14 protein-coding genes are annotated in these 18408 nt (G+C 43.7%); 11 read left to right on the top strand and 3 right to left on the bottom strand.

Annotated features, from left to right (window positions below; genetic code table 11):
• The first annotated feature begins 10 nt into the window (after window positions 1-10).
• The 4 genes from AC2TF5_RS22525 (at window position 11) to AC2TF5_RS22510 (ending at window position 6017) form a co-directional block, all read left to right on the top strand.
• On the top strand, window positions 11-643 hold the full coding sequence (locus AC2TF5_RS22525; RefSeq protein ID WP_491299349.1) for a beta-mannanase: 633 nt from the start codon (window positions 11-13) through the stop codon (window positions 641-643).
• A 14-nt stretch (window positions 644-657) separates the two neighbouring features.
• A complete protein-coding gene (locus AC2TF5_RS22520) occupies window positions 658-1920 on the top strand; it encodes a TRAFAC clade GTPase domain-containing protein (RefSeq protein ID WP_491299348.1) in 1263 nt (420 codons plus the stop codon).
• Window positions 1917-4952 carry a GAP1-N2 domain-containing protein gene (locus AC2TF5_RS22515; protein ID WP_491299347.1) on the top strand — a complete coding sequence of 1012 codons (3036 nt, stop codon included), beginning with the start codon at window positions 1917-1919 and terminating at the stop codon, window positions 4950-4952. The genes AC2TF5_RS22520 and AC2TF5_RS22515 overlap by 4 nt, the downstream gene beginning before the upstream one ends.
• Before the next feature lie 243 nt (window positions 4953-5195).
• The gene (locus AC2TF5_RS22510) at window positions 5196-6017 is read left to right on the top strand and encodes an AraC family transcriptional regulator (protein ID WP_491299346.1); all 822 of its coding nucleotides are present in this window, start codon (window positions 5196-5198) and stop codon (window positions 6015-6017) included.
• On the opposite strand, the gene AC2TF5_RS22505 is transcribed toward AC2TF5_RS22510, so the two are convergent.
• Complete coding sequence (locus AC2TF5_RS22505) at window positions 5958-7205, bottom strand: MFS transporter (RefSeq protein WP_491299345.1); 1248 nt, start codon at window positions 7203-7205, stop codon at window positions 5958-5960. The genes AC2TF5_RS22510 and AC2TF5_RS22505 overlap by 60 nt on opposite strands.
• Window positions 7206-7524: 319 nt before the next feature.
• Between AC2TF5_RS22505 and AC2TF5_RS22500 the strand changes: the two genes are divergently transcribed.
• From AC2TF5_RS22500 to AC2TF5_RS22475, 6 genes are all read left to right on the top strand, one after another.
• Window positions 7525-11865, top strand: a complete 4341-nt coding sequence (locus tag AC2TF5_RS22500) for a DUF4855 domain-containing protein (protein ID WP_491299344.1) — start codon at window positions 7525-7527, stop codon at window positions 11863-11865.
• A gap of 193 nt (window positions 11866-12058) precedes the next feature.
• Window positions 12059-12664, top strand: coding sequence for a class I SAM-dependent methyltransferase (locus AC2TF5_RS22495; protein WP_491299343.1), 606 nt, complete (start codon window positions 12059-12061; stop codon window positions 12662-12664).
• 86 nt (window positions 12665-12750) lie between these two features.
• A complete protein-coding gene (locus tag AC2TF5_RS22490; protein ID WP_491299342.1) occupies window positions 12751-13236 on the top strand; it encodes a ferritin-like domain-containing protein in 486 nt (161 codons plus the stop codon).
• A 236-nt stretch (window positions 13237-13472) separates the two neighbouring features.
• A complete protein-coding gene (locus AC2TF5_RS22485) occupies window positions 13473-14645 on the top strand; it encodes a WXG100 family type VII secretion target (protein WP_491299341.1) in 1173 nt (390 codons plus the stop codon).
• Window positions 14646-14664: 19 nt separating this feature from the next.
• The gene (locus AC2TF5_RS22480; protein ID WP_491299340.1) at window positions 14665-14913 is read left to right on the top strand and encodes a hypothetical protein; all 249 of its coding nucleotides are present in this window, start codon (window positions 14665-14667) and stop codon (window positions 14911-14913) included.
• A gap of 71 nt (window positions 14914-14984) precedes the next feature.
• Window positions 14985-15890: an ATP-grasp domain-containing protein gene (locus tag AC2TF5_RS22475; protein WP_491299339.1), complete on the top strand. Its 906-nt coding sequence runs from the start codon at window positions 14985-14987 to the stop codon at window positions 15888-15890.
• 298 nt (window positions 15891-16188) lie between these two features.
• On the opposite strand, the gene AC2TF5_RS22470 is transcribed toward AC2TF5_RS22475, so the two are convergent.
• Window positions 16189-16467: a hypothetical protein gene (locus AC2TF5_RS22470; RefSeq protein WP_491299338.1), complete on the bottom strand. Its 279-nt coding sequence runs from the start codon at window positions 16465-16467 to the stop codon at window positions 16189-16191.
• Window positions 16468-16598: 131 nt separating this feature from the next.
• Between AC2TF5_RS22470 and AC2TF5_RS22465 the strand changes: the two genes are divergently transcribed.
• Window positions 16599-16946, top strand: coding sequence for a hypothetical protein (locus AC2TF5_RS22465; protein ID WP_491299337.1), 348 nt, complete (start codon window positions 16599-16601; stop codon window positions 16944-16946).
• Window positions 16947-17196: 250 nt separating this feature from the next.
• On the opposite strand, the gene AC2TF5_RS22460 is transcribed toward AC2TF5_RS22465, so the two are convergent.
• Window positions 17197-18369 carry an MFS transporter gene (locus AC2TF5_RS22460; protein ID WP_491302972.1) on the bottom strand — a complete coding sequence of 391 codons (1173 nt, stop codon included), beginning with the start codon at window positions 18367-18369 and terminating at the stop codon, window positions 17197-17199.
• Window positions 18370-18408 lie beyond the last annotated feature (39 nt).

Here is an 18408-nt window from a genome sequence, read left to right as displayed (position 1 = left end):
GCCATGACAGATGCATTATATTGAGGCGGGATCGGATACGCCGATCATCCGCGAACTGACACATCATATTGACGAAGGGCAATGCACCTTGCGCTGGCTATGGCCGGCTGGTATCCAAGCCGTCTATATTCACAAGACGGTGGATGGCTCGCCATTGGATCGTCCGTCAGGCGCGGAGCTGAAGCTCTATACGAGAGACGAATATAAAGCAAATAACGGGTATCACGACCGAATTGAAGGGATCGGGCGGCTCGTCTATACGGTATACGCCTGTCTGTTGCAGGAAGACGGTCAAATGCTTCTCATCCAGCCGAATGGCGAAAACCGGATCGCGCTCAGTACGGGCCGGGCGAGAATCTATTATTCGATCCGCTACAAGGGCGGCTGGTTCAAAAAATTCAAAGCCGCGCAAATCCAGGTGACGGCAGAGGTACCGCTGCCCGCGGATGTCCTTTGCTATGTGAAGAAACAGGGCAGCTATCCCGTCAGCCAGGACGACGGAACAGTCTATCCTTTCGTCGAGCCGTTTGCCCCGGGCCGTAATGTGCTGCCGGAGATAGAGATCGGCAAGGACGACTATATCCGGCTTTTCTTTACCGATCGCCAACAATACGGCCAATTATACGAGCTGATACCGGAATAAGGAGGGGAAGACACTTGGGGATTTTTGATTTTCTGAAACGCAAACCGCAGCCGAAGTCGCAACCGCTGTTCTATGATATCGTGTGTCCGTACTGCTTCAGCAAGTTCTCGCCGGAAGAGGTTGTGTTTCGTGCGGCGCACCATCGCGAGGATGATGAGGATTATGCGATGCAGGAGGATGAGAAGCTTAACAAATACCGGGACCGCTTCGGCCTCGATACCGTCTATGATATGGAGGCGGTCATCGATCCGCGAGATATTCCAGAGGAGCACCATCTGTATTCCGATCATGTGTTGATTGGATTGAACGACCGGTATGGAGTCGTTACGCGCAGAAGACTGTGCCCGCATTGCCATAACGAGCTTCCGGTGACGGCCGGGAAGGTGCCCAGTAATATTATATCCATTATCGGGGCTTCCCAGGTCGGCAAGTCGGTTTACATGACTTCGCTTATTCATACGCTTCAGCATAGTACGGCGGATAATTTCGATGCCGCCTGCATGCCGCTCAATGCGGAGATAAGCCGCAAATTTCGTCAGATGTACGAGGAGCCGCTTTTCGAACGCGGTGATCTGCTTGCTTCGACACAGAAGGAGAAGATGCAGGAGCCGTTTATTTTTCAATTCGTCTTTAAGGATGAGTCGAAACCTCCGCTGACGCTGGTGTTTTTTGATGTCGCGGGAGAAGGAATGGTCGATCAAGATTATCTCGGGTTGCATGGTCAGCATATCAAAAATTCAGCAGGCATCTTATTCATGATTGATCCGCTGCAAATTCGCTCCATTCGTGAAAAAATACGCATGCAATACGGCGGCGGATCTGACGAGTGGATACCGCAATACGATGAACCGCGTGATGTTGTGCTGACGATGTTCGGCGATTTCATCGCCTATCAAGAGAAAAACAAGACCGACATTCCGACGGCGGTCGTGCTGACGAAAAGCGATATGCTGCATGCGTTGAAAGATGAGGACGGCGATTATATAAAGGGAAATAGTAATATTTTTCATAATATGATTCATCGCAAATATCTTAATCTGACCGAATCCAACAATATCGACGGTGAGATGCGGCGCTTTATCGAGAAGGTGGACCGTCCGTTCAAAGGCACGATGGATGTCTACTTCTCGAATACGTCCTACTTCGCTGTGTCCGCACTCGGCAGCAACCCGGTCAATCAGAAGCTGCAAGGTGTTGTAAGCCCGATACGGGTCGATGAGCCGTTCATATGGCTGCTGTATCAACTGAATTATATCGAGGGGAGAGAGCAGCATTGACAGCGAACAGATCCTCTCGCATCCAGCAGCAAATGTACACACGGGAGCGGAGTGGCATTTTCCGTCCGAACGAAGGATTTGACACGATTGCGAAGTCGGCAGGTCTCGATACTGGGTTCATCAAAAAAGTGCTGCACCCATTCTGTGTTTACGATGCGCCTACAGAACTGGTGTCGCAAGGCGAAAAGGATGAAGCTCGCTATCCGCAGGCGCTGCATCTGTTTCACGGTGACTCGGGACAGCTCGTCCTGGGCCGTAGCATTTATCAGGCAGCCGATTTTACCGGCTTGCGCAGCGCTTTCTTCACTCATAACTACATCATTCCTGTCGAAAGGGCTGCGGCGGTAAAAGACTATGCAGGCTTGCTGAGAACCGCCTTCGCCAGCAGCTATGACATCGAGCAAGGCATGGAACTGCCCGAGTTGGAGCAACTTCCTGTTGAAGCGGAAGTGCATCATACGGCCTCGCCATCCGCTCTGCTCGCTAGCTTAGGGATCGACGAGAAGATGTTCAAGCAGTTGCTGTTCGCCGTCATGTCGTCCATCGTTACAAGGCGCAAGGTGTTCGTGGCGCTCGATGTTGAGTTGGAGGCGTTGACAGAGTGCGCAATACAACTCGCTAGCGTGTTATACGGTAGCCTCCCTTACGCGTACCGCCGCGCTCTGGGTTTGCTTACATATTCGAAGGATCCGCAGAGCCTGAAGGGGATTCATCTCACCTTCGTTGAACGCGGAAGCTTGCGGCCCAATGATCGTCAAATCGACAAAGATTATACATTCGATCTGGCTTCTCGGCGGGTTACGAATGTCGATATCGACCTGGCGAAGCAGCCTTACCTGAACTTTGCCTGGAACAATCTCTCGCTGCCGGAGCGGGCTGAAGCGTTCTATGACTTTGCGGAACAGCTGCTGCAAGGGATGGACTCGCAGCAGTATACGGCGATTGTGAGCTACCACGAGCTTGCCGTCTTGTACCAGATTGAAGGAGGCAACGCTTCCTTATATATGCAGAATCGAAACATCGTACTCCGTTCCATGCTCGGCTATTTGGAGCCCGCCCAGGCTACCCTTGCGAAGCCGCGGCTGCAAAAGCTGTTCCGCGACTGCTTCGAACGCGAATATGAACGGGTGCAGCAGGGACAGGCGCCAGATCCGAATATTGTGAAGTGCTTCATCGAGTACGAAGCAATTGCCGGGGGAACGGCGGGATTGGGAAGCGATCTGCTCGGATATTTAATCCGAAGCTTGTACGAGGCAAGCAAGGAGAAGAACCGCGAGTGGATGGAAGCTTACTATGATCTTATTGAGGGCAGTGGCAGGGTCAGCCAGGCCTTCTTCGCTGCGCTGCTGCGGGGCGGCAAGACGATTTCGCTTTTCTTCCCGTTTATGCAGCGGAAGTTCCAAAAAGCGACCCGGGCCGAGGAGGTCGTGAAGTTGGCGTTGCATTGGTCCAGCCAGCATCCGATCCTTCTAGACACGAAGGAATTTATTGACCTGACCACTGGACAGCTGATGGAGAAGCTCCGGCATGAGGTGGAGCCGGTGTCGGCTGTGAATAAGGTGCTCGATATGATCGACCGCTTGTTCGAGGAGAAGAGCCATTCGGCGAGTGAATCGATGCTATCATTCTTGAAACTGCTGTCCTATGAAGCGAATGTGTTCTTGCTGACAGAGCTCGAACTGGAGCAGGTACACAAGGATGCAATCCTGCAGATCGATTTCCTGGCATACCCGGATGAAGTTAGACAATGGGCGACCCGTTTTCCGCCGCATGTGGAGTCGAACGCAGCGGTTATGCTGTCTGCGTACCGTTGGTTTCACGACAAAGATCCGGATGAATTGCTGTTCGACGGATTGTCACCGGCAGAGATGGATCGGCTGCAGAAGCTCGGCCGCCGCTGGCTGCAGGACGATCTCGAACAGGCCAATTTTGGCCGGCTGGTGCTTGCCTTCTATCGCGGTATCGACGGCGGCATGATCGAGTATGGATCACTGCTTCATTACTTGCAGCAGCATGCCTCTGACAAAGAGATCGTCTATAAATTTATAAACTGGTCGAAGAACAAGCGTTTCTTCTTGAAAGGGAAGAAGCTCGAGCCGGGATATGCGTCGGCATTGGTAGCCTATTTCAAGAAATATGACAGGGACGCATTCAAACACCGGATGAACCGGAAACTTTATTTCGATAAGGCGGGCGCGCCGCTGCAAGCTGTCTACGACAAGGCACGCCGCGAGCTGTCTCCGCCGCTCGTGAGATGGCTGCATCGTAACCGGAAGCTGCTTGTGTGGCTCATGGCCATTGTCCTGGTTGGCGGGGGGATTGTCGGAGGAATGGCAGCGTTCGGCATCTTTGACCGAGGCGAGCCGGCCGTGACAGGAAAGCCTGGTACGGAGCCGATGCCGCCGCAGCAAGCAGTAGAGAAGCAGGAGCCGCAGGTTTACGCACAGCTAACTGAGGATTTCGTTGATGGCGAATTGAAGCCGCTGACAGAGCTTGTATTCGAGTTCGGAACAGAGGCGGAGTGCGCCGCCTTCCAAACGGACACGATTACTTTGAAGCTGATGGACGGCAAGGAGCAGAGTTATACGGATTTTAAAGTGCAGCATCTTTGCTCTGAGGGAAGCGGAGCAAGCGATGATGAAGGCCGTTCGGATGCAGGGTCGTCGGATCGTTCTCAAGACACCGGTGCAGGAACGGAGGAACCGACATCGGTGAAGGGAGAAGCCGGAGACGCAGAACCTCAAACCGAGTTAGACGGGAACGGGGACCAGACACCGGCTGGAGATTCTTCGGGAAACCCTTCAGGGAACAGCATGGGGACGGACAAGACGGCAGCGAACGACACAACGCAGGGAGAAGCGCCATCTCCCTCGGGCGAAACAGATGCTGATAACGATAACGCCCAGGATACAATTGAGCCTACCCCTAAGCAGATCTACTATGCGATCGTCTCTTTAAGCGAAGAGGTCGCTGTTGATCATATAAGTGAAGTACTCGTGAACGAAAAGATGGTTAAATATATTAAAAAATAGAGGACTCACTTGTCTGAATAGCGATTCTACTGGTATCAAACCGCTGGTCAACCAATGTGGAACTAAATAATAAAACGCACGCTAACCATGAAATGGCTTGGCGTGCGTTTTTTTGCGTACAATCCCAGGCTGAGCTCACTTTTTATATCAAGACCCATTCCCAAAAAATTAGATATTGCATCATAATCATATTTGACATGGTAAACTATAATGTAAAACTTCAGTATAGTGATGGTGATTTAATTGTCTATCGTTTTACAAGCTACACAGGGTTTGTTATTGTCCACAAATCAAAAAAAATGCGAGAGTAAATGGCGAAACGACTATTCTTATAAGCTTATCTATTCTATGAAAGGATCTATGTATTACCAGACCGAGAGAAGCGACATTTTCTTATCTAAAAATGAATTTATTCTTTTTAACCCGAATGATATGCATAAACAAATTTCAGTAGATGATCATAAATTTTTAATAGAGCTTGATCCACGATTTTTTAATCAACTGACGGCTGATATTTCATTTATTAAAGATGATATTTCTTTCGCTCTTACTGCTCAAAAACATCCATTAATCCAGCAATGGGTCCATTTTATAAATGATTATGTACAAATAGAAGAAGTAAACGAAAGTCATTCATTAGAGTTATTTTTAGACCATAGCTTCACTCAGTTAGCATTAATTATACTTAAAGTTATGATTGGTACACATTCGTCTGACATTAACATACAACCATTTAAAGAAATTCACCCTGCACTATACAAAACGATGAACGTTATAAAAGAAGACTTCCAACATGCTTGGAGCCTAGATGAAATGGCAGGGGTTTTAGATATAAGCAAATTTCAATTTGCCCATCTTTTTAAGGAGTACATTGGAATTTCTCCCTTTTCGTGGCTTCAATTATATCGCATTATCAGAAGTCAAGAAATGCTTATCAATACCAAGAAAACTATTGCAGATATTTCATATAGTTGTGGGTTTTCTACTATCTCTGTTTATAATCAATTATTTAAACGTCTCTACGGAATCACGCCCAGTTTTTTTCGAGGGAAATACACGAAATAAATAGACAAATGAGCCGATAACCATCATACTTCCGCAAAAAACAAAAATATACCGAATTTCTACAAGAGAGGATAGTGCGCCAAACAAGCTCAACGAAAGCACATTAGAACCATATAAGAGAACTGCATTAAAACTAAACGCTCTGCCTAATTTATTTATTGGTATCAATGTTTGAATAAGATAAACCCGTGCTAAACCAGAAATAGGAAGCCCAATAGCTGCGATTAGTATACCGATATAATAGGTTGACAGATGAGTTGCAAATCCTAATACAAGTATACCAACACCCCATACAATAGAACCGATTAAATAAGTCCTGAGGGTCAGCTTTTTCCAAAGAAAAGGGATGACGATATTGACTGTAATCACACCAGCACCATACCACCCCATTAGAAGACTGTAAAGTTGCTCACCATTATTTTGGGTTTCTATTAGTTGTAACAATAATCCGACCTGCCATACCCAAGTATTAAAGAACACAATCAAAAAAGTTACAAACAACAATGTTCTGATAGTATATTCACCTTTTACCCAGTTAAGGAAATCTTTTATAGAACTAAAAATACTGTCAGTTGTATTCAATAGGTTATCCGTAGTATCGTTATTTTCTTTCCAATGTAGTTTTAAGATGAAAAATGCACTGATTAAATACGTTAAGGCATCAATTGTGAAGAAATGAATTATTTGTCCTGAATTTAACAGACCAATACTAAATATTGGTCCAAGCATTTGTACACCTCTTGTTACAATATCAAATAAGCTATTTGTAGCTGTTCGATCTTCTATAGAAGTAATGAGAGGCAATACAGCTCTGTATGCTGGATTATAAAAACACCCTAGACTTTGAATTATGAAACTCACAACTATTAAATGCCAAAAACCTAAGAGATTCATTTGATAAATAAAGACCAATGAAAGAATAATAGGTACTCGTATGATGTCTATCCACAGTAATAAACGTTTTTTGTTTACAGAGTCAGCAATTACTCCACCAGCTAGTCCGAATAAAAGGTATGGAGTAGCTTGTGTTATAGCTATAACTGTGGTCAGAATGCTGGATTGCGTTAGTTCATAAGATAAAAAAAGGAAAGCAAGTCCTGAAATAACATTTCCTAATTGGGAAATTCCTGCTCCCGCCAAATAATACAATGTCATTCGATTCTTCAGTACACTTCTATACACTGTCATCACCTCATTTAAAAGCTACAGTGTATCCTTCTTTTTTTCTATCTTCATCTTGCTGCATTTTTTTTCAATATTTACTTACCTCTGTGGTCTTAAAAACTTCAAATCAGTGTGAGCTATTGTAGCTCAAGCTATCGTTCTTAAGCGACAGGTAAACAAGTGTATATGAAAAGTAATAACTTATCTCTTTAAAACAAGGGTTAAGTTTCTTAATGTTACTGTAAAGCCGCATCTAAAGCTTTAAAAATAATAGGTGGAAAGGATGAAAGATCATCGGATTAAGCTTGTTACATCATAAAGAATAGGAAGGAAGTGGGCGTTTATGACATGGTATAGAAAATGGGCAACGATTGTAATGATTATGAGCTTATTGTTGACACTTGTTCCGGCAGTGCAAGCGGAGGAGGGAAATCTGCCAACGCCAACGGAAGAGCAGGTTCTTCCAGGCGAACCAAGTGAGAATGACGCGACAAATCCAGATGAAGAAGTATCAGATCCTGAAGTCCAAGCGGAAGATCTGGCACCGGTGCAGGGTGTAGAAGGGGTGATCCCTGCAGTGTATGGGTTACAGTCAGATATTCATAATCTTGCTCTAGGGCTTAATTATGAATGGTCTGAAGCACCTGACGCCGCGTATCCCGACGATAGCAATAAGTTGACTGATGGCAAACATGGCGAACTGAAAATGTCGGATCCGGCATGGGTAGGGCATGTGAAGAAGAAGACACGCGAAGTCGTGTTTGACTTGGGCGAGCCAAAGTCGATCTCGAACATTAAAGCCCGGTTTATGCAAGATTGGCCTACGAACTCTATGTTGGTTCCGTTGACGGTCTCGATGTACGTCTCTGACGACAAGGAAAATTGGGGAACGCTTTCACACAACGCCACTCAGCTTCTTTGGGGGGACGGACCACCAAGAGAAGAGGTGTATGAGTGGGATGGGGCAACAGACGGAATTCGAAGCGGAAATTTGGATGCGAGCATGGCTTATGCCCGTTATGTAAAGGTAACCTTTTCGATGCATACGAGGGCGTGGAGTTTCATTGATGAAATTGAAATTATGGGTGCTGACGGGAAGCTTGAAGGAGCGGTGACGGTTCCGGCTGAGCAACCAGCCTTCTTAGAACCGGGTGAAGCCACAGGAGGCATTCGCAATCTCAATTTACTGTATAACGGACATTATCCGAATGATTTGGGAACTTGGAAGAAGGACCGGATTATTCCTAATATCAGTTATGTAGATCAGTCAGGGGAGCCGGTGGATTGGCTCTTTGACGGTGTTCTTTATCTCGGTCTTGCTGCACCGAATGGCCTAGCATTTGATGGGGGATTCAGTCCGAGCACAGGAGCCACTCTGAAAGAATGGCAGTGGTATCTGGATAAGACCTTTGCCGTAGCAGGCGATATGCAGCAATTAAATGAAGCAACAAAGGAAGTCGGAGCCAAGCTCGATCAGCCAGATTTTAAAGAAAAGGTTGTTTTGATGATTCCAGATCCAGGTGAGTATGTGAGGGATTTCGGAGTTATAGATGGTGAACCTCTAAACTTTAATGCTTCAGATGTCAAAGAAGAGAAAGCGTTTTCTAACCGGGAAAAAGCGATTCAATGGTGGTTGGATCAAGTGGAAGAAAGATGGGGAGCAGCGAATTATTCCAATCTTGAGCTTGTGGGAATGTACTGGCTGGCAGAACAAATCAGTACAAGTGAGAAAGGTCCGGATCTGCTTCAATCGACAAGTGTAAAAGTTCATAACAAAAATCTGAAGTTTTTCTGGATACCGCACTCCCTGGCGTACAAAAGCTACATGTGGAAGGATGTCGGGTTCGATGCCGTAGCCTTCCAGCCTAATTATTTCTTTGAAGAACTGGGTTATGACCGTTTGGAAGACGCCGCGAACATAGCGAAACAGTATGGGATGAGCAATGAAATAGAGTTTGATGATCGGATGCTTACAGATGCTGTATTCCGTGAACGGTTTATTGATTATTTGAACAGTGGTGTAGAAACGGGGCTTATGCAAAAGGGTTTTAAAGCCTACTACCAAGGGAATAATGCTGTTTTCAATACAGCTGTTAGTACGGATCCTTCAACACGTATTTTGTATGAATGGCTTTATCAATTCGTGAATGGAACATATGAAAAAAACAATGCCGCTCCACCAGAGGCGGTAGTACAAATGAACGGAAAAACGCTTCAAAGCGGAGCCGTCATACCGGATACGGAGCCGGTTCAATTCACATGGGAAGTCCAAAATGATGATGGAAGCGGATTGACTAAAGTGACTGCAACGTTTGATGGCAAAGCCTATACCGAAGGAACGGTCATTGATCTGGCAGGTAAGTCAGGAAAACATGAACTGATCATAACCGTAGCAGCAGGTAAATCGATGAAAACCTCATATGTCATTGAAGCATCCACGAATGCTGACGGTTTGAAAACGTTAGTTAACCGCTTCGAGGAGAAGCAGCAATTTACGAATGCTGAAGCGGCTCGTTCTTTGAACAATTATTTGGAAATGATGAAACGCTACGAAGGCGCGGATGCAGCTAAGGTTGTCAAATATCTCAAAGGATTTAATGCAAAGATGGAGCTGTTGAAGAGAGATCATATCATTTCTGATAGCGCTTACAGCACACTGAAGGAAGGAGTCTATTACCTGATTGGGAGTGTCGCTACAAATAAAACTGTGGAAGCATCATCGATAGAAGGCGCCAATCCGAATTATGCACCTGCAAAAGCAGTGGATGGATTCGCTGCTACAAGATGGGCGAGTGACTATGTTAACAATTCGTGGTTCCAGGTTGATCTCGGTGAAGTGAAGGAGATGGATACGGTAAGAATCGATTGGGAGTATGCTCGTGCTAAGACATATAGATTACTTGTATCAAGCGATAAGCAGAACTGGACAAATGCTGTGAGTGAGAATGATGGAATCATTACAGCACATGATGGAAAAGAAACGGTTCAATTTGATCCGGTTAAGGCTAGATACATTAAATTTCAAGGAATTGAAAGAGCGACGGATTATGGATATTCCTTCTATGAATTTGGTGTGTATAGTCTCTCCGGAGCTGAGGAGATCAAAGCGATTGAAGGCTTGAAAGCGGCAATAGACGCAGCATCGAAAAAAGTTACGATAGATGGGTTAGTCATGAATGGCGGCCTTGAAAAGGTTCAATTGAAAGTGCTTAATCCGAAAGGCAAAGTGGATCACGAAGGTCAAACGACAAGTACAGAAGCCGGAAGCTTCCAATTTGCATTTACGCTTAAGACTGGAATAGAGGGAACCTACGAAGCGTATCTGTCAACAGACGAGATGAGTGTGCCTGAAAAAGTTACTTTTGAATATAAGAAAGGAAACCCTGGCGAAGGCAATGGCAACGAAGGCAACAATGGAGGCGGCGGAGGAAATGGTGGTGGTAATAGTGGAGGTAATAGCGGTGGTGGAACTCCTTCTCCAACTCCAGATGGATTCCAGCGCCAACCGGATGGTTCTGTAAAAACAGTATTGAGCTCCAAGCTCGATTCCGATGGAAAAACGGCAATTGGTGTTTTGAGTGAGCAGGAAGTACGAAAGGCGTTAGCTCAGGCAAAGGCTGATCAAGCAGGTAAGCAGAAATTAAGTATAGAGATTAAGAAAAATGGGGAGGCAGCGAACTATGCGCTGGATCTTCCTGCAATATTCTTGTCCGAGTATCCTAATCTGCTTATTGAAGTGATCACACCGAAAGCATCAATTGTCCTTTCCGGACAGATGCTGACAAAATCAGAAGGGCTTGGCAAGCAGCTTCGTTTTGTTATTGGTGATCGGGATGGAAAAACAATAAGCTCAGAAGCACAAGTTCAAATAGGTAACAGACCTATTATTCATTTGGAGGCCATGCTGGATGGCAAGCTGATTCAGTGGAAAAATGAAAAGGCTCCAATTACCGTCACTGTTCCGTATTTAGTTGCTGGCAAAGAGATCGGGACTAGAATCGGTATATTGTCGATTAACGATCAAGGTGTAGCATCAGCTATGAAGGGAGCGATATATTCAGCTTCCGACAAGCTCATCCGCTTCCAAACGGACCATACAGGCACATATGCGGTATATTATGATCAACCTGTATCCCAATTTACGGATCTTGGCAATCATTTATGGGCTAAGGAAGCCATTGATCAATTAACTGCATTGGGGATTGTGAAGGGAACATCGGATGGGATATTCAGCCCTGGTGAGCAAGTGGGCAGAGCAGATTTTATTCTGATGCTCGTCAGAGCACTTGATTTAAAGGCGGAAGCAAGTGATACATTTACAGATGTTAAACCACAGGATTATTATTTCGATGCTGTATCCATCGCGAAGCAGCTGAACATCGTTACCGGTGTTGATGGGGAGCGATTAGAACCGAAAGCAAAAATAACACGACAAGATATGATGGTAATAGCTGCTCGGGCGTTGAAGGTGGCAAAAGCAACAGAGATCGCGGGAGATCCGGCAGCGCTTGATGGTTTTAAGGATGCAAACAGCATATCCGGTTATGCGGCAGACAGTATTGCGGGCATGATTGAGCAGGGTCTGATTCAAGGTGATGGACATATGATCCATCCACGCAATAACACCACTCGTGCTGAAGCAGCCGTATTCCTATATCGATTATTGAATTATGTAACTGAATAATGGTTTAAATGTATAAGGCAAGCCGATCGAATCTAAGACCAAGGGTCTGGCATTCGATCGGCTTTTCCCTATATGCTGGAAATTTATTGACATAAAATAACTGCAACACTATTATAAAGAAGAAAAACACCATGTTATTTCCTCTTAATTCTTTCTTTGCCGTACATTCATTAAATTGTGGGAGGAATCGAAAATGGAAAATGCGAAAATTCAGGATTATATCGAGAGCAGTCAACAGCAATGGGATGAAGAGTACAAATCTAATATGTGGAGTTATTTATCGGATATCACGGAATATGCCAGATATTCAATTGTCTACGGGTACATAAGAAAGTTTGTTGCAGATGAGGGCATTTTAGATATGGGGTGTGGCACCGGTATATTGTACGATATGCTTTTGGACAGCGAGAAGGATGTCTATACAGGTGTGGACCTCTCGGAGGAAGCTATTAAAATAGCGTCGAGTAAAACATCTAAGCGCATTTTCCATAGTGGGGACATTAATCAATATGTTCCTACAAAGCAATACGATGTCATCATTTTTAATGAATCATTGCAATACGTACCGAATACGCCCAGCAAGCTGTTTGATTACTCACGTTACCTGACTACGGATGGCGTGATCATATCTTCCTTATACTCTCACAAAAACACCCTGGATCCGGACTATGCAATGGTAGAATATAAAATCGAAGAGATGGAGCAGTGCGGACTGTTTGATGTAGTAGACAAGGTGAGCTTGTTTAACCATAACGCCGGATTGAAATGGTATATTCATCTTTTGAAGAAAAAGAGTTAGAGGGCTAGCAGATCATGCGTTGAAATAATGCGACTCCCTTAATGGGTTGTCGCTTTTCTTTATAAACGAGACCACGATCGAAGTCGATGAATGATTCACCGATTTATTATTGTAGAAATATGAGGAAAGAGCCAACTTTCTATAAATCGCCGGAGGAAGCTCTGATTCTTATTGAACAGGCTGTATCGGGTGAAAGAGAGGACGAATTGTTTTACGATTATTTGATATCAGTGGCACCTTCCCAAGAAGAAAAAGAGATTATCCAAAGTATTCGTAATGATGAACGAAAGCATAATCAAATGTTTCGCAGTATTTATCAGGATCTTACGGGTAAGACGATTACAGCTCCAACAGAAATAAGTTTCGAAAAACCAAGTTCTTACGTTGAAGGAATTCGAAGAGCGTTGTTTGGAGAGCTTGCGGCAGTAGAACGTTACCGTAATATACAAGCGGGTATGCCAAATAATTATTTCCGGGATATGGTGTTTGAAATTTTAACGGATGAATTGAAGCATGCAAGCAAGTACAACTATATCTTGAATTTGAATGTAAGGAGATTGAATGAGAAATAATAACGAAATAACTCACTTCTGAGGCATGCGCCTAAGTGGGTTTTTTCTCGTTCCTGGAATGATCTACATAAGTTACTCAAACTCCGATAGGAAGAGGGACCCATAAGGCAACGTTTTTGATTTCTGATGCCTTCTGTTAACATGAATATAGTGAGAAGTGAAGGACCCAGGAACCTTTTCCATCTATTAGTAAACATGTAAAATAAGATATTGGCTAATGATGGAGAGGTTGATCTATGTCCAAGATACTTGTTCCCCCAACGGTGTTGTTGGCCGTGTCGGATCAATTTGCAAGAGCTTCGGATCACCTAGAAATGACAAAAAACACATTGAATACACAAATCTCAATGATGATGTTTACCTGGGACGGAGCGACGAGACAGCGTTTTTTTGCAGATTTCCAGGGAGCGCGTAGCGAGATGAAACTGACGATTGAGCATATGCGGGTGATTAGTCAGGAATTGAAAGACATCGCTTATAAATTTTTAGCGGTAGATAACGAGACCGGTGAATTAGATCCAAGATGTATGGCTCCAGTCATTCCAGCATCAGGATCAGGCTCAGGAGTGGTAGAAGACAAGCCTAAAACATGGGGGGATCACGCTGAGGAACTTTGGAAGGGTGTACAGTTTGGAGCGAAGATTTTAGCCGATTCAATAACAGGTACTGCAGAGGCACTGATTGAGGATCCGATTGGAACCGGTGGGCAGATGGCATACGATGCAACGATCGGAACGGTCGAAGAGATCATCGATACGACGGTGTGGGGTACCAAAATGGTCTTTGATGTTGGCGATACCCGAGAACAGTTTGATGAAAAATGGAATGCAGAACAAGATAAAATCAATCAAATGGGCATGTCAGGGTATTTGGGCGAGAAGGGCGCTCTTTTTTTAGGAGGAGTTGCACTCCGAAGAGTTGGAGTTAAGAATAGGCATGGGGTGAAGCATGATTCGGGTAGAGATGATGAGCATTCGAGCTCGGGGACGAGTAAACCTGCACAAACTGGCGGTCAGGATTTAAGTTATGAAGAATTTATACGACAGGAAAAAATAGCAACACAGATGTATACTGAAATAAGGTCTAGTACAACTGATGTGTCATCTATAGCAAAAAATACTGGTTGGAAAGAGCATCGTATTCAGGAGATAAAAAATCATGTTTTTTATAACGAGCAAATTTTACGAGACGGATCTAAAGGAAAGTTTGATCCCGATTATGATATGGCAGAAGCATGGAAAAGGTTGGAGAAGGGGACGTTTACTGAGAATGATATTGTTTTATTAAACCATGAGATATTTGAAAAGAAATTAGTAGGAATAAATAAATGGGATGCGGGAAGTGCCCATGACATAATAATGACTACTGAAAAACTAAACAATATTATTGAACGAAGATGGAAACCATAAACAAGGAGGTTATAGTATCGTGAGTACTCATTTACTTTTAATTAAGGATAAAGAAGATGAGAGTGACGTAATTTACTTTTTTGGTCCGAATAAAAATCAGTTGGGGAAAATTAATTTTAATAAAAAGACAAAAGCTTTTTCCAGTCTAAGCCCCGTACCTGATTTGGATGATTCATGGTCTAATCATTACTTAAAGTATGCAGCAAAACGTTTGGTGAAATGCGACATAGATGGATATTTTCCTGAAGAAACTTTTTATATGTCGTAAAGGTTAGTCTTAAAATTGCTACAAGGCAGTATTTTTTTTGTATTTCATGTTGTGTAAATCAGGAGGCTGAAATGAGGATTATATATTGCTCAGATCCTTTTAACCCTAAAAAAGTAGATTCATATTATGAGAAGGAGTATGAGACTTCGAAAAAGTTGGGGTTTAATGTAAGTTTAATAAGTTTTGAAGATCTAACGTCTAATAACATGACGAGGGCAACTCAACAAATATCAATTCAAGAACAAAAAGAACAAGCCATATTTCGCGGATGGATGATGGCAGGAGAAATATATCTTCAACTTTACAAAAATTTAAAAGATAAAAATGTTGAATTAATAAATAATGTCGAGGAATATAATTTCTGCCACTATACACCCAATTCATATGAGGTAATTAAAAAAATTACTCCTTTAACTGTTTGGTTACACAAATCAGAAATAGAAGTCTCATTTGAAAGAGTTTTAGATTTAGTTAAGATATTTGGACAATCACCGATAATTCTAAAAGACTACGTAAAATCCCGTAAACATGATTGGGATGAAGCTTGCTTTATTCCCGATGCATCAAATAGCAATAAACTATTACAAGTAGTTGAAAAGTTTTTAGAATTACAAAGTGACGATTTGAATGAAGGACTAGTGTTTAAGGAGTTTTTAAATTTAGAATTTTTATCATATCATCCACAAAGTGGATCTCCTCTGTCTAAAGAATTTAGGATTTTCTTTTTGGATGGTAAGCCCATAATAACACTTGAGTATTGGGACGAGGGGATTTATGGAGAACTCAAGCCAGATCTATCATCCTTTATAGAGGTTGCAAAAAAAATTAATAGCCGCTTTTTTACAATGGATATTGCAAAAATTGAAAATGGTCCATGGATTATTCTTGAATTAGGAGATGGACAAGTGGCCGGCCTGCCTAACAATGCTGATGTCATAGATTTCTATAACAATATCAAAATATCTAATATCCAATAAATATTTCAATCTCCATTACCCATCTACAAAACATTCCGATACTGGATAACTCGAGTTACCTAAGTTTCTTCTACTTGATATTACGAGCAAAGCAGCCCTTCACCTTATTTTTCCTTATATGAAAGAGATAAGAGAATGATCACATTCCCGGGGTTGAAGGATGACATCCTCAATGCGTTGCAGCGGTAAGTAGATCAAAGCCAAAAAACATCGGCATTCCCTTACAGGACGCCGATGTTTTTTTACCCTCTGAAGCGTGCTGGTCAAGGCCAAAGAATGACGGTTGGTTACGTGTGCCTTACTTAGTTTTTTCTTGCCCTGGATCAGCCTGGATTGTTTCGTCCGCACCGGGAAAATCCCGCTTGATGCCCATATGCAGATTACGGTCCTCATAATCAAAGGGATTGGGCGGCCGTTGATCCTTGCGCCACGGACTGCTTTTGCCTAATGATTCACTCCGCAGATCAGCCCCATATGGCCCTTCGGGAAATTCCTCGGGAATCAGGTCGTTGCGTTGGGATTCGACAGTAGATAGATCTGTATATTCCGCTCGTTCTTCCTTCTCAAACCGGTTCATAGACGAAGCCTCCCGAATGGGTACTTAAAATACCGTTTCAGTGTGCCCCAGACCGCAAAAATCATGCGACTGCCGAATCCTATATTCACACTCTTTTGCATACATATGATATGAAGAGGAGCGTGAGCAATATGGACAGTAAATTAAAGCGATATTATCAACTAAAGCAAAAGCAGAAAGAGATAGAGCAGGAATTAACTGAATTACGGAGTGAGATCATTGACCATTGTAAGGAGCAGGGCATATCCGAACTGGACGCTGGGAGCTACAAAGCGAAGATTGTTCTTCAAGAGCGGAAAGAATACGATGATAATAAGCTGTATGAAGCGCTCCCTGATCCCGAGGTGTGGCGCATGCTTTCCAAGCCGGATCCCTCTAAGATCGCCAGCCTGATCACACTTAATGTCATCTCTGGGGAAAAGATTAAAGATACGTTCTCGATCAAAAGTGTGTCCCTGCTGCATGTGGATAAAAAGTAAATATTTTGACTGCAAAAATTAAAGGATGACATTCATGCGTTTCCGGCGTAAGTTCCGTACGATGCAATGGGTTCAGTAATCCGAACCACCAGGGCTTTAGGGAGCCATGGTGACGGATGGACTGATAGTTTGAACGAATGAAGAGGTTTACGATGGGGGCGTTCGGTGACTGCTCCCTTTTTTGCGCTATAAACAGGACAGTCCCCGAGTATTTTGCCCTTACATTGTTACTACGGCAGTGTCTGCTCGATCATTTAATCCTTATGAACATGATATAGCTTAATAGAGCAAACAATATGCCAAACGCTCCAAATACAAGCGCAGAGGGAGCAACATTTAATAACAGCCCGGACAGCACCGGCCCCCCAGCCATTCCCATATATCTGATGAAGTTAAACATCCCTACCGCGCTTCCACGGTTATGCTCAAATTCATTCGTTATTCTAGTGGCAAATAGAGGGGTCAGCATGCCTACAGCTATCCCATGAAGAGCCAAAATGACAGACGTGCCCGCTAAAGTATACAAGTGAGCCACGGCAAATAAAAGGATGCTGGAAGACGCCAATATGTTTCCAAATGCTAATAACTTTCTGAACGAAATTTTAGCTTGGAGAAACTTAAATGCGATACTTCCGAGGATTAAACTTAAAGCCATGGGCAAATAAAGAAGTCCTACGATTTTTAAACTCAAATGATAGTGATCCGCTAACAAAACGGGCAAATACACCATAATCGAAAAATAGAGAAAGAATATGCAAAAACTTAAAAGCAGAACGGAGCTTCCGACTTTATTTTTAAATATGGATGTGTAGTGAAGCGCCAGAGTTTTTAGGCTTACAGCCTGATTGCAATCGATATCGTCTTCAGGGAAGAACAACCAATTGATAAGCAGCAAAATGACGGAAACTCCTACAAGAAACCAGAACACGCCGGGATAACCATACCGCTCGCCGATGAAGCCGCCTAGTACGGGTGCGGCTGCCGGAGCGACGGATAATAACATCTGATAAGTTCCCATCGCGCTTCCCCGTTGATTTCCTTGGAATAGCCGACCGATTGTCGTTGCCGCAATAAGCGGGATCGCCGCCGTCCCAACCGCTTGCAATATCCTCGAAATAAAAAATACGGTGAAATTTCTTGTAATGGCACAAGCAATGCTGGCGGCAACCGTTAGCAGGATACTGGAAATAAGAACGAACCGGGTTCCTTTAAAATCAAGGAGCGCTCCAAAGATAATTTGCATCACGGCTGTAAGAAAGATGAAAATGGATACCGACAGGTTTACCATGGTTACGGAAACATGGAAAGAATCCCTAATCAAAGGGATGATCGGAGAATAGATGTTTTGATTCAAAGAAGCGATAAAAGCACTGATACATACCAAATATAGGATAAAATAAGAGTTTGATTTCAAGCGATTCATCATAACCATCCCATCTTGATTTCAAAATTAAATGAAGAT

It is taken from the genome of Paenibacillus sp. JNUCC 34 (genome assembly GCF_058269055.1).
The sequence above is the reverse complement of the archived record's forward strand: the minus strand, read 5'-3'. Positions and strand labels throughout refer to the sequence as shown.

What these genes read in the sequence shown, in the direction of transcription:
- AC2TF5_RS22525 (WP_491299349.1), top strand. Translation starts at nt 11, where the DNA reads ATGCATTATATTGAGGCGGGATCGGATACGCCGATCATCCGCGAACTG.
- AC2TF5_RS22505 (WP_491299345.1), bottom strand. Translation starts at nt 7,205, where the DNA reads ATGACAGTGTATAGAAGTGTACTGAAGAATCGAATGACATTGTATTAT.
- AC2TF5_RS22500 (WP_491299344.1), top strand. Translation starts at nt 7,525, where the DNA reads ATGACATGGTATAGAAAATGGGCAACGATTGTAATGATTATGAGCTTA.
- AC2TF5_RS22495 (WP_491299343.1), top strand. Translation starts at nt 12,059, where the DNA reads ATGGAAAATGCGAAAATTCAGGATTATATCGAGAGCAGTCAACAGCAA.
- AC2TF5_RS22490 (WP_491299342.1), top strand. Translation starts at nt 12,751, where the DNA reads ATGAATGATTCACCGATTTATTATTGTAGAAATATGAGGAAAGAGCCA.
- AC2TF5_RS22485 (WP_491299341.1), top strand. Translation starts at nt 13,473, where the DNA reads ATGTCCAAGATACTTGTTCCCCCAACGGTGTTGTTGGCCGTGTCGGAT.
- AC2TF5_RS22475 (WP_491299339.1), top strand. Translation starts at nt 14,985, where the DNA reads ATGAGGATTATATATTGCTCAGATCCTTTTAACCCTAAAAAAGTAGAT.
- AC2TF5_RS22470 (WP_491299338.1), bottom strand. Translation starts at nt 16,467, where the DNA reads ATGAACCGGTTTGAGAAGGAAGAACGAGCGGAATATACAGATCTATCT.
- AC2TF5_RS22465 (WP_491299337.1), top strand. Translation starts at nt 16,599, where the DNA reads ATGGACAGTAAATTAAAGCGATATTATCAACTAAAGCAAAAGCAGAAA.
- AC2TF5_RS22460 (WP_491302972.1), bottom strand. Translation starts at nt 18,369, where the DNA reads ATGAATCGCTTGAAATCAAACTCTTATTTTATCCTATATTTGGTATGT.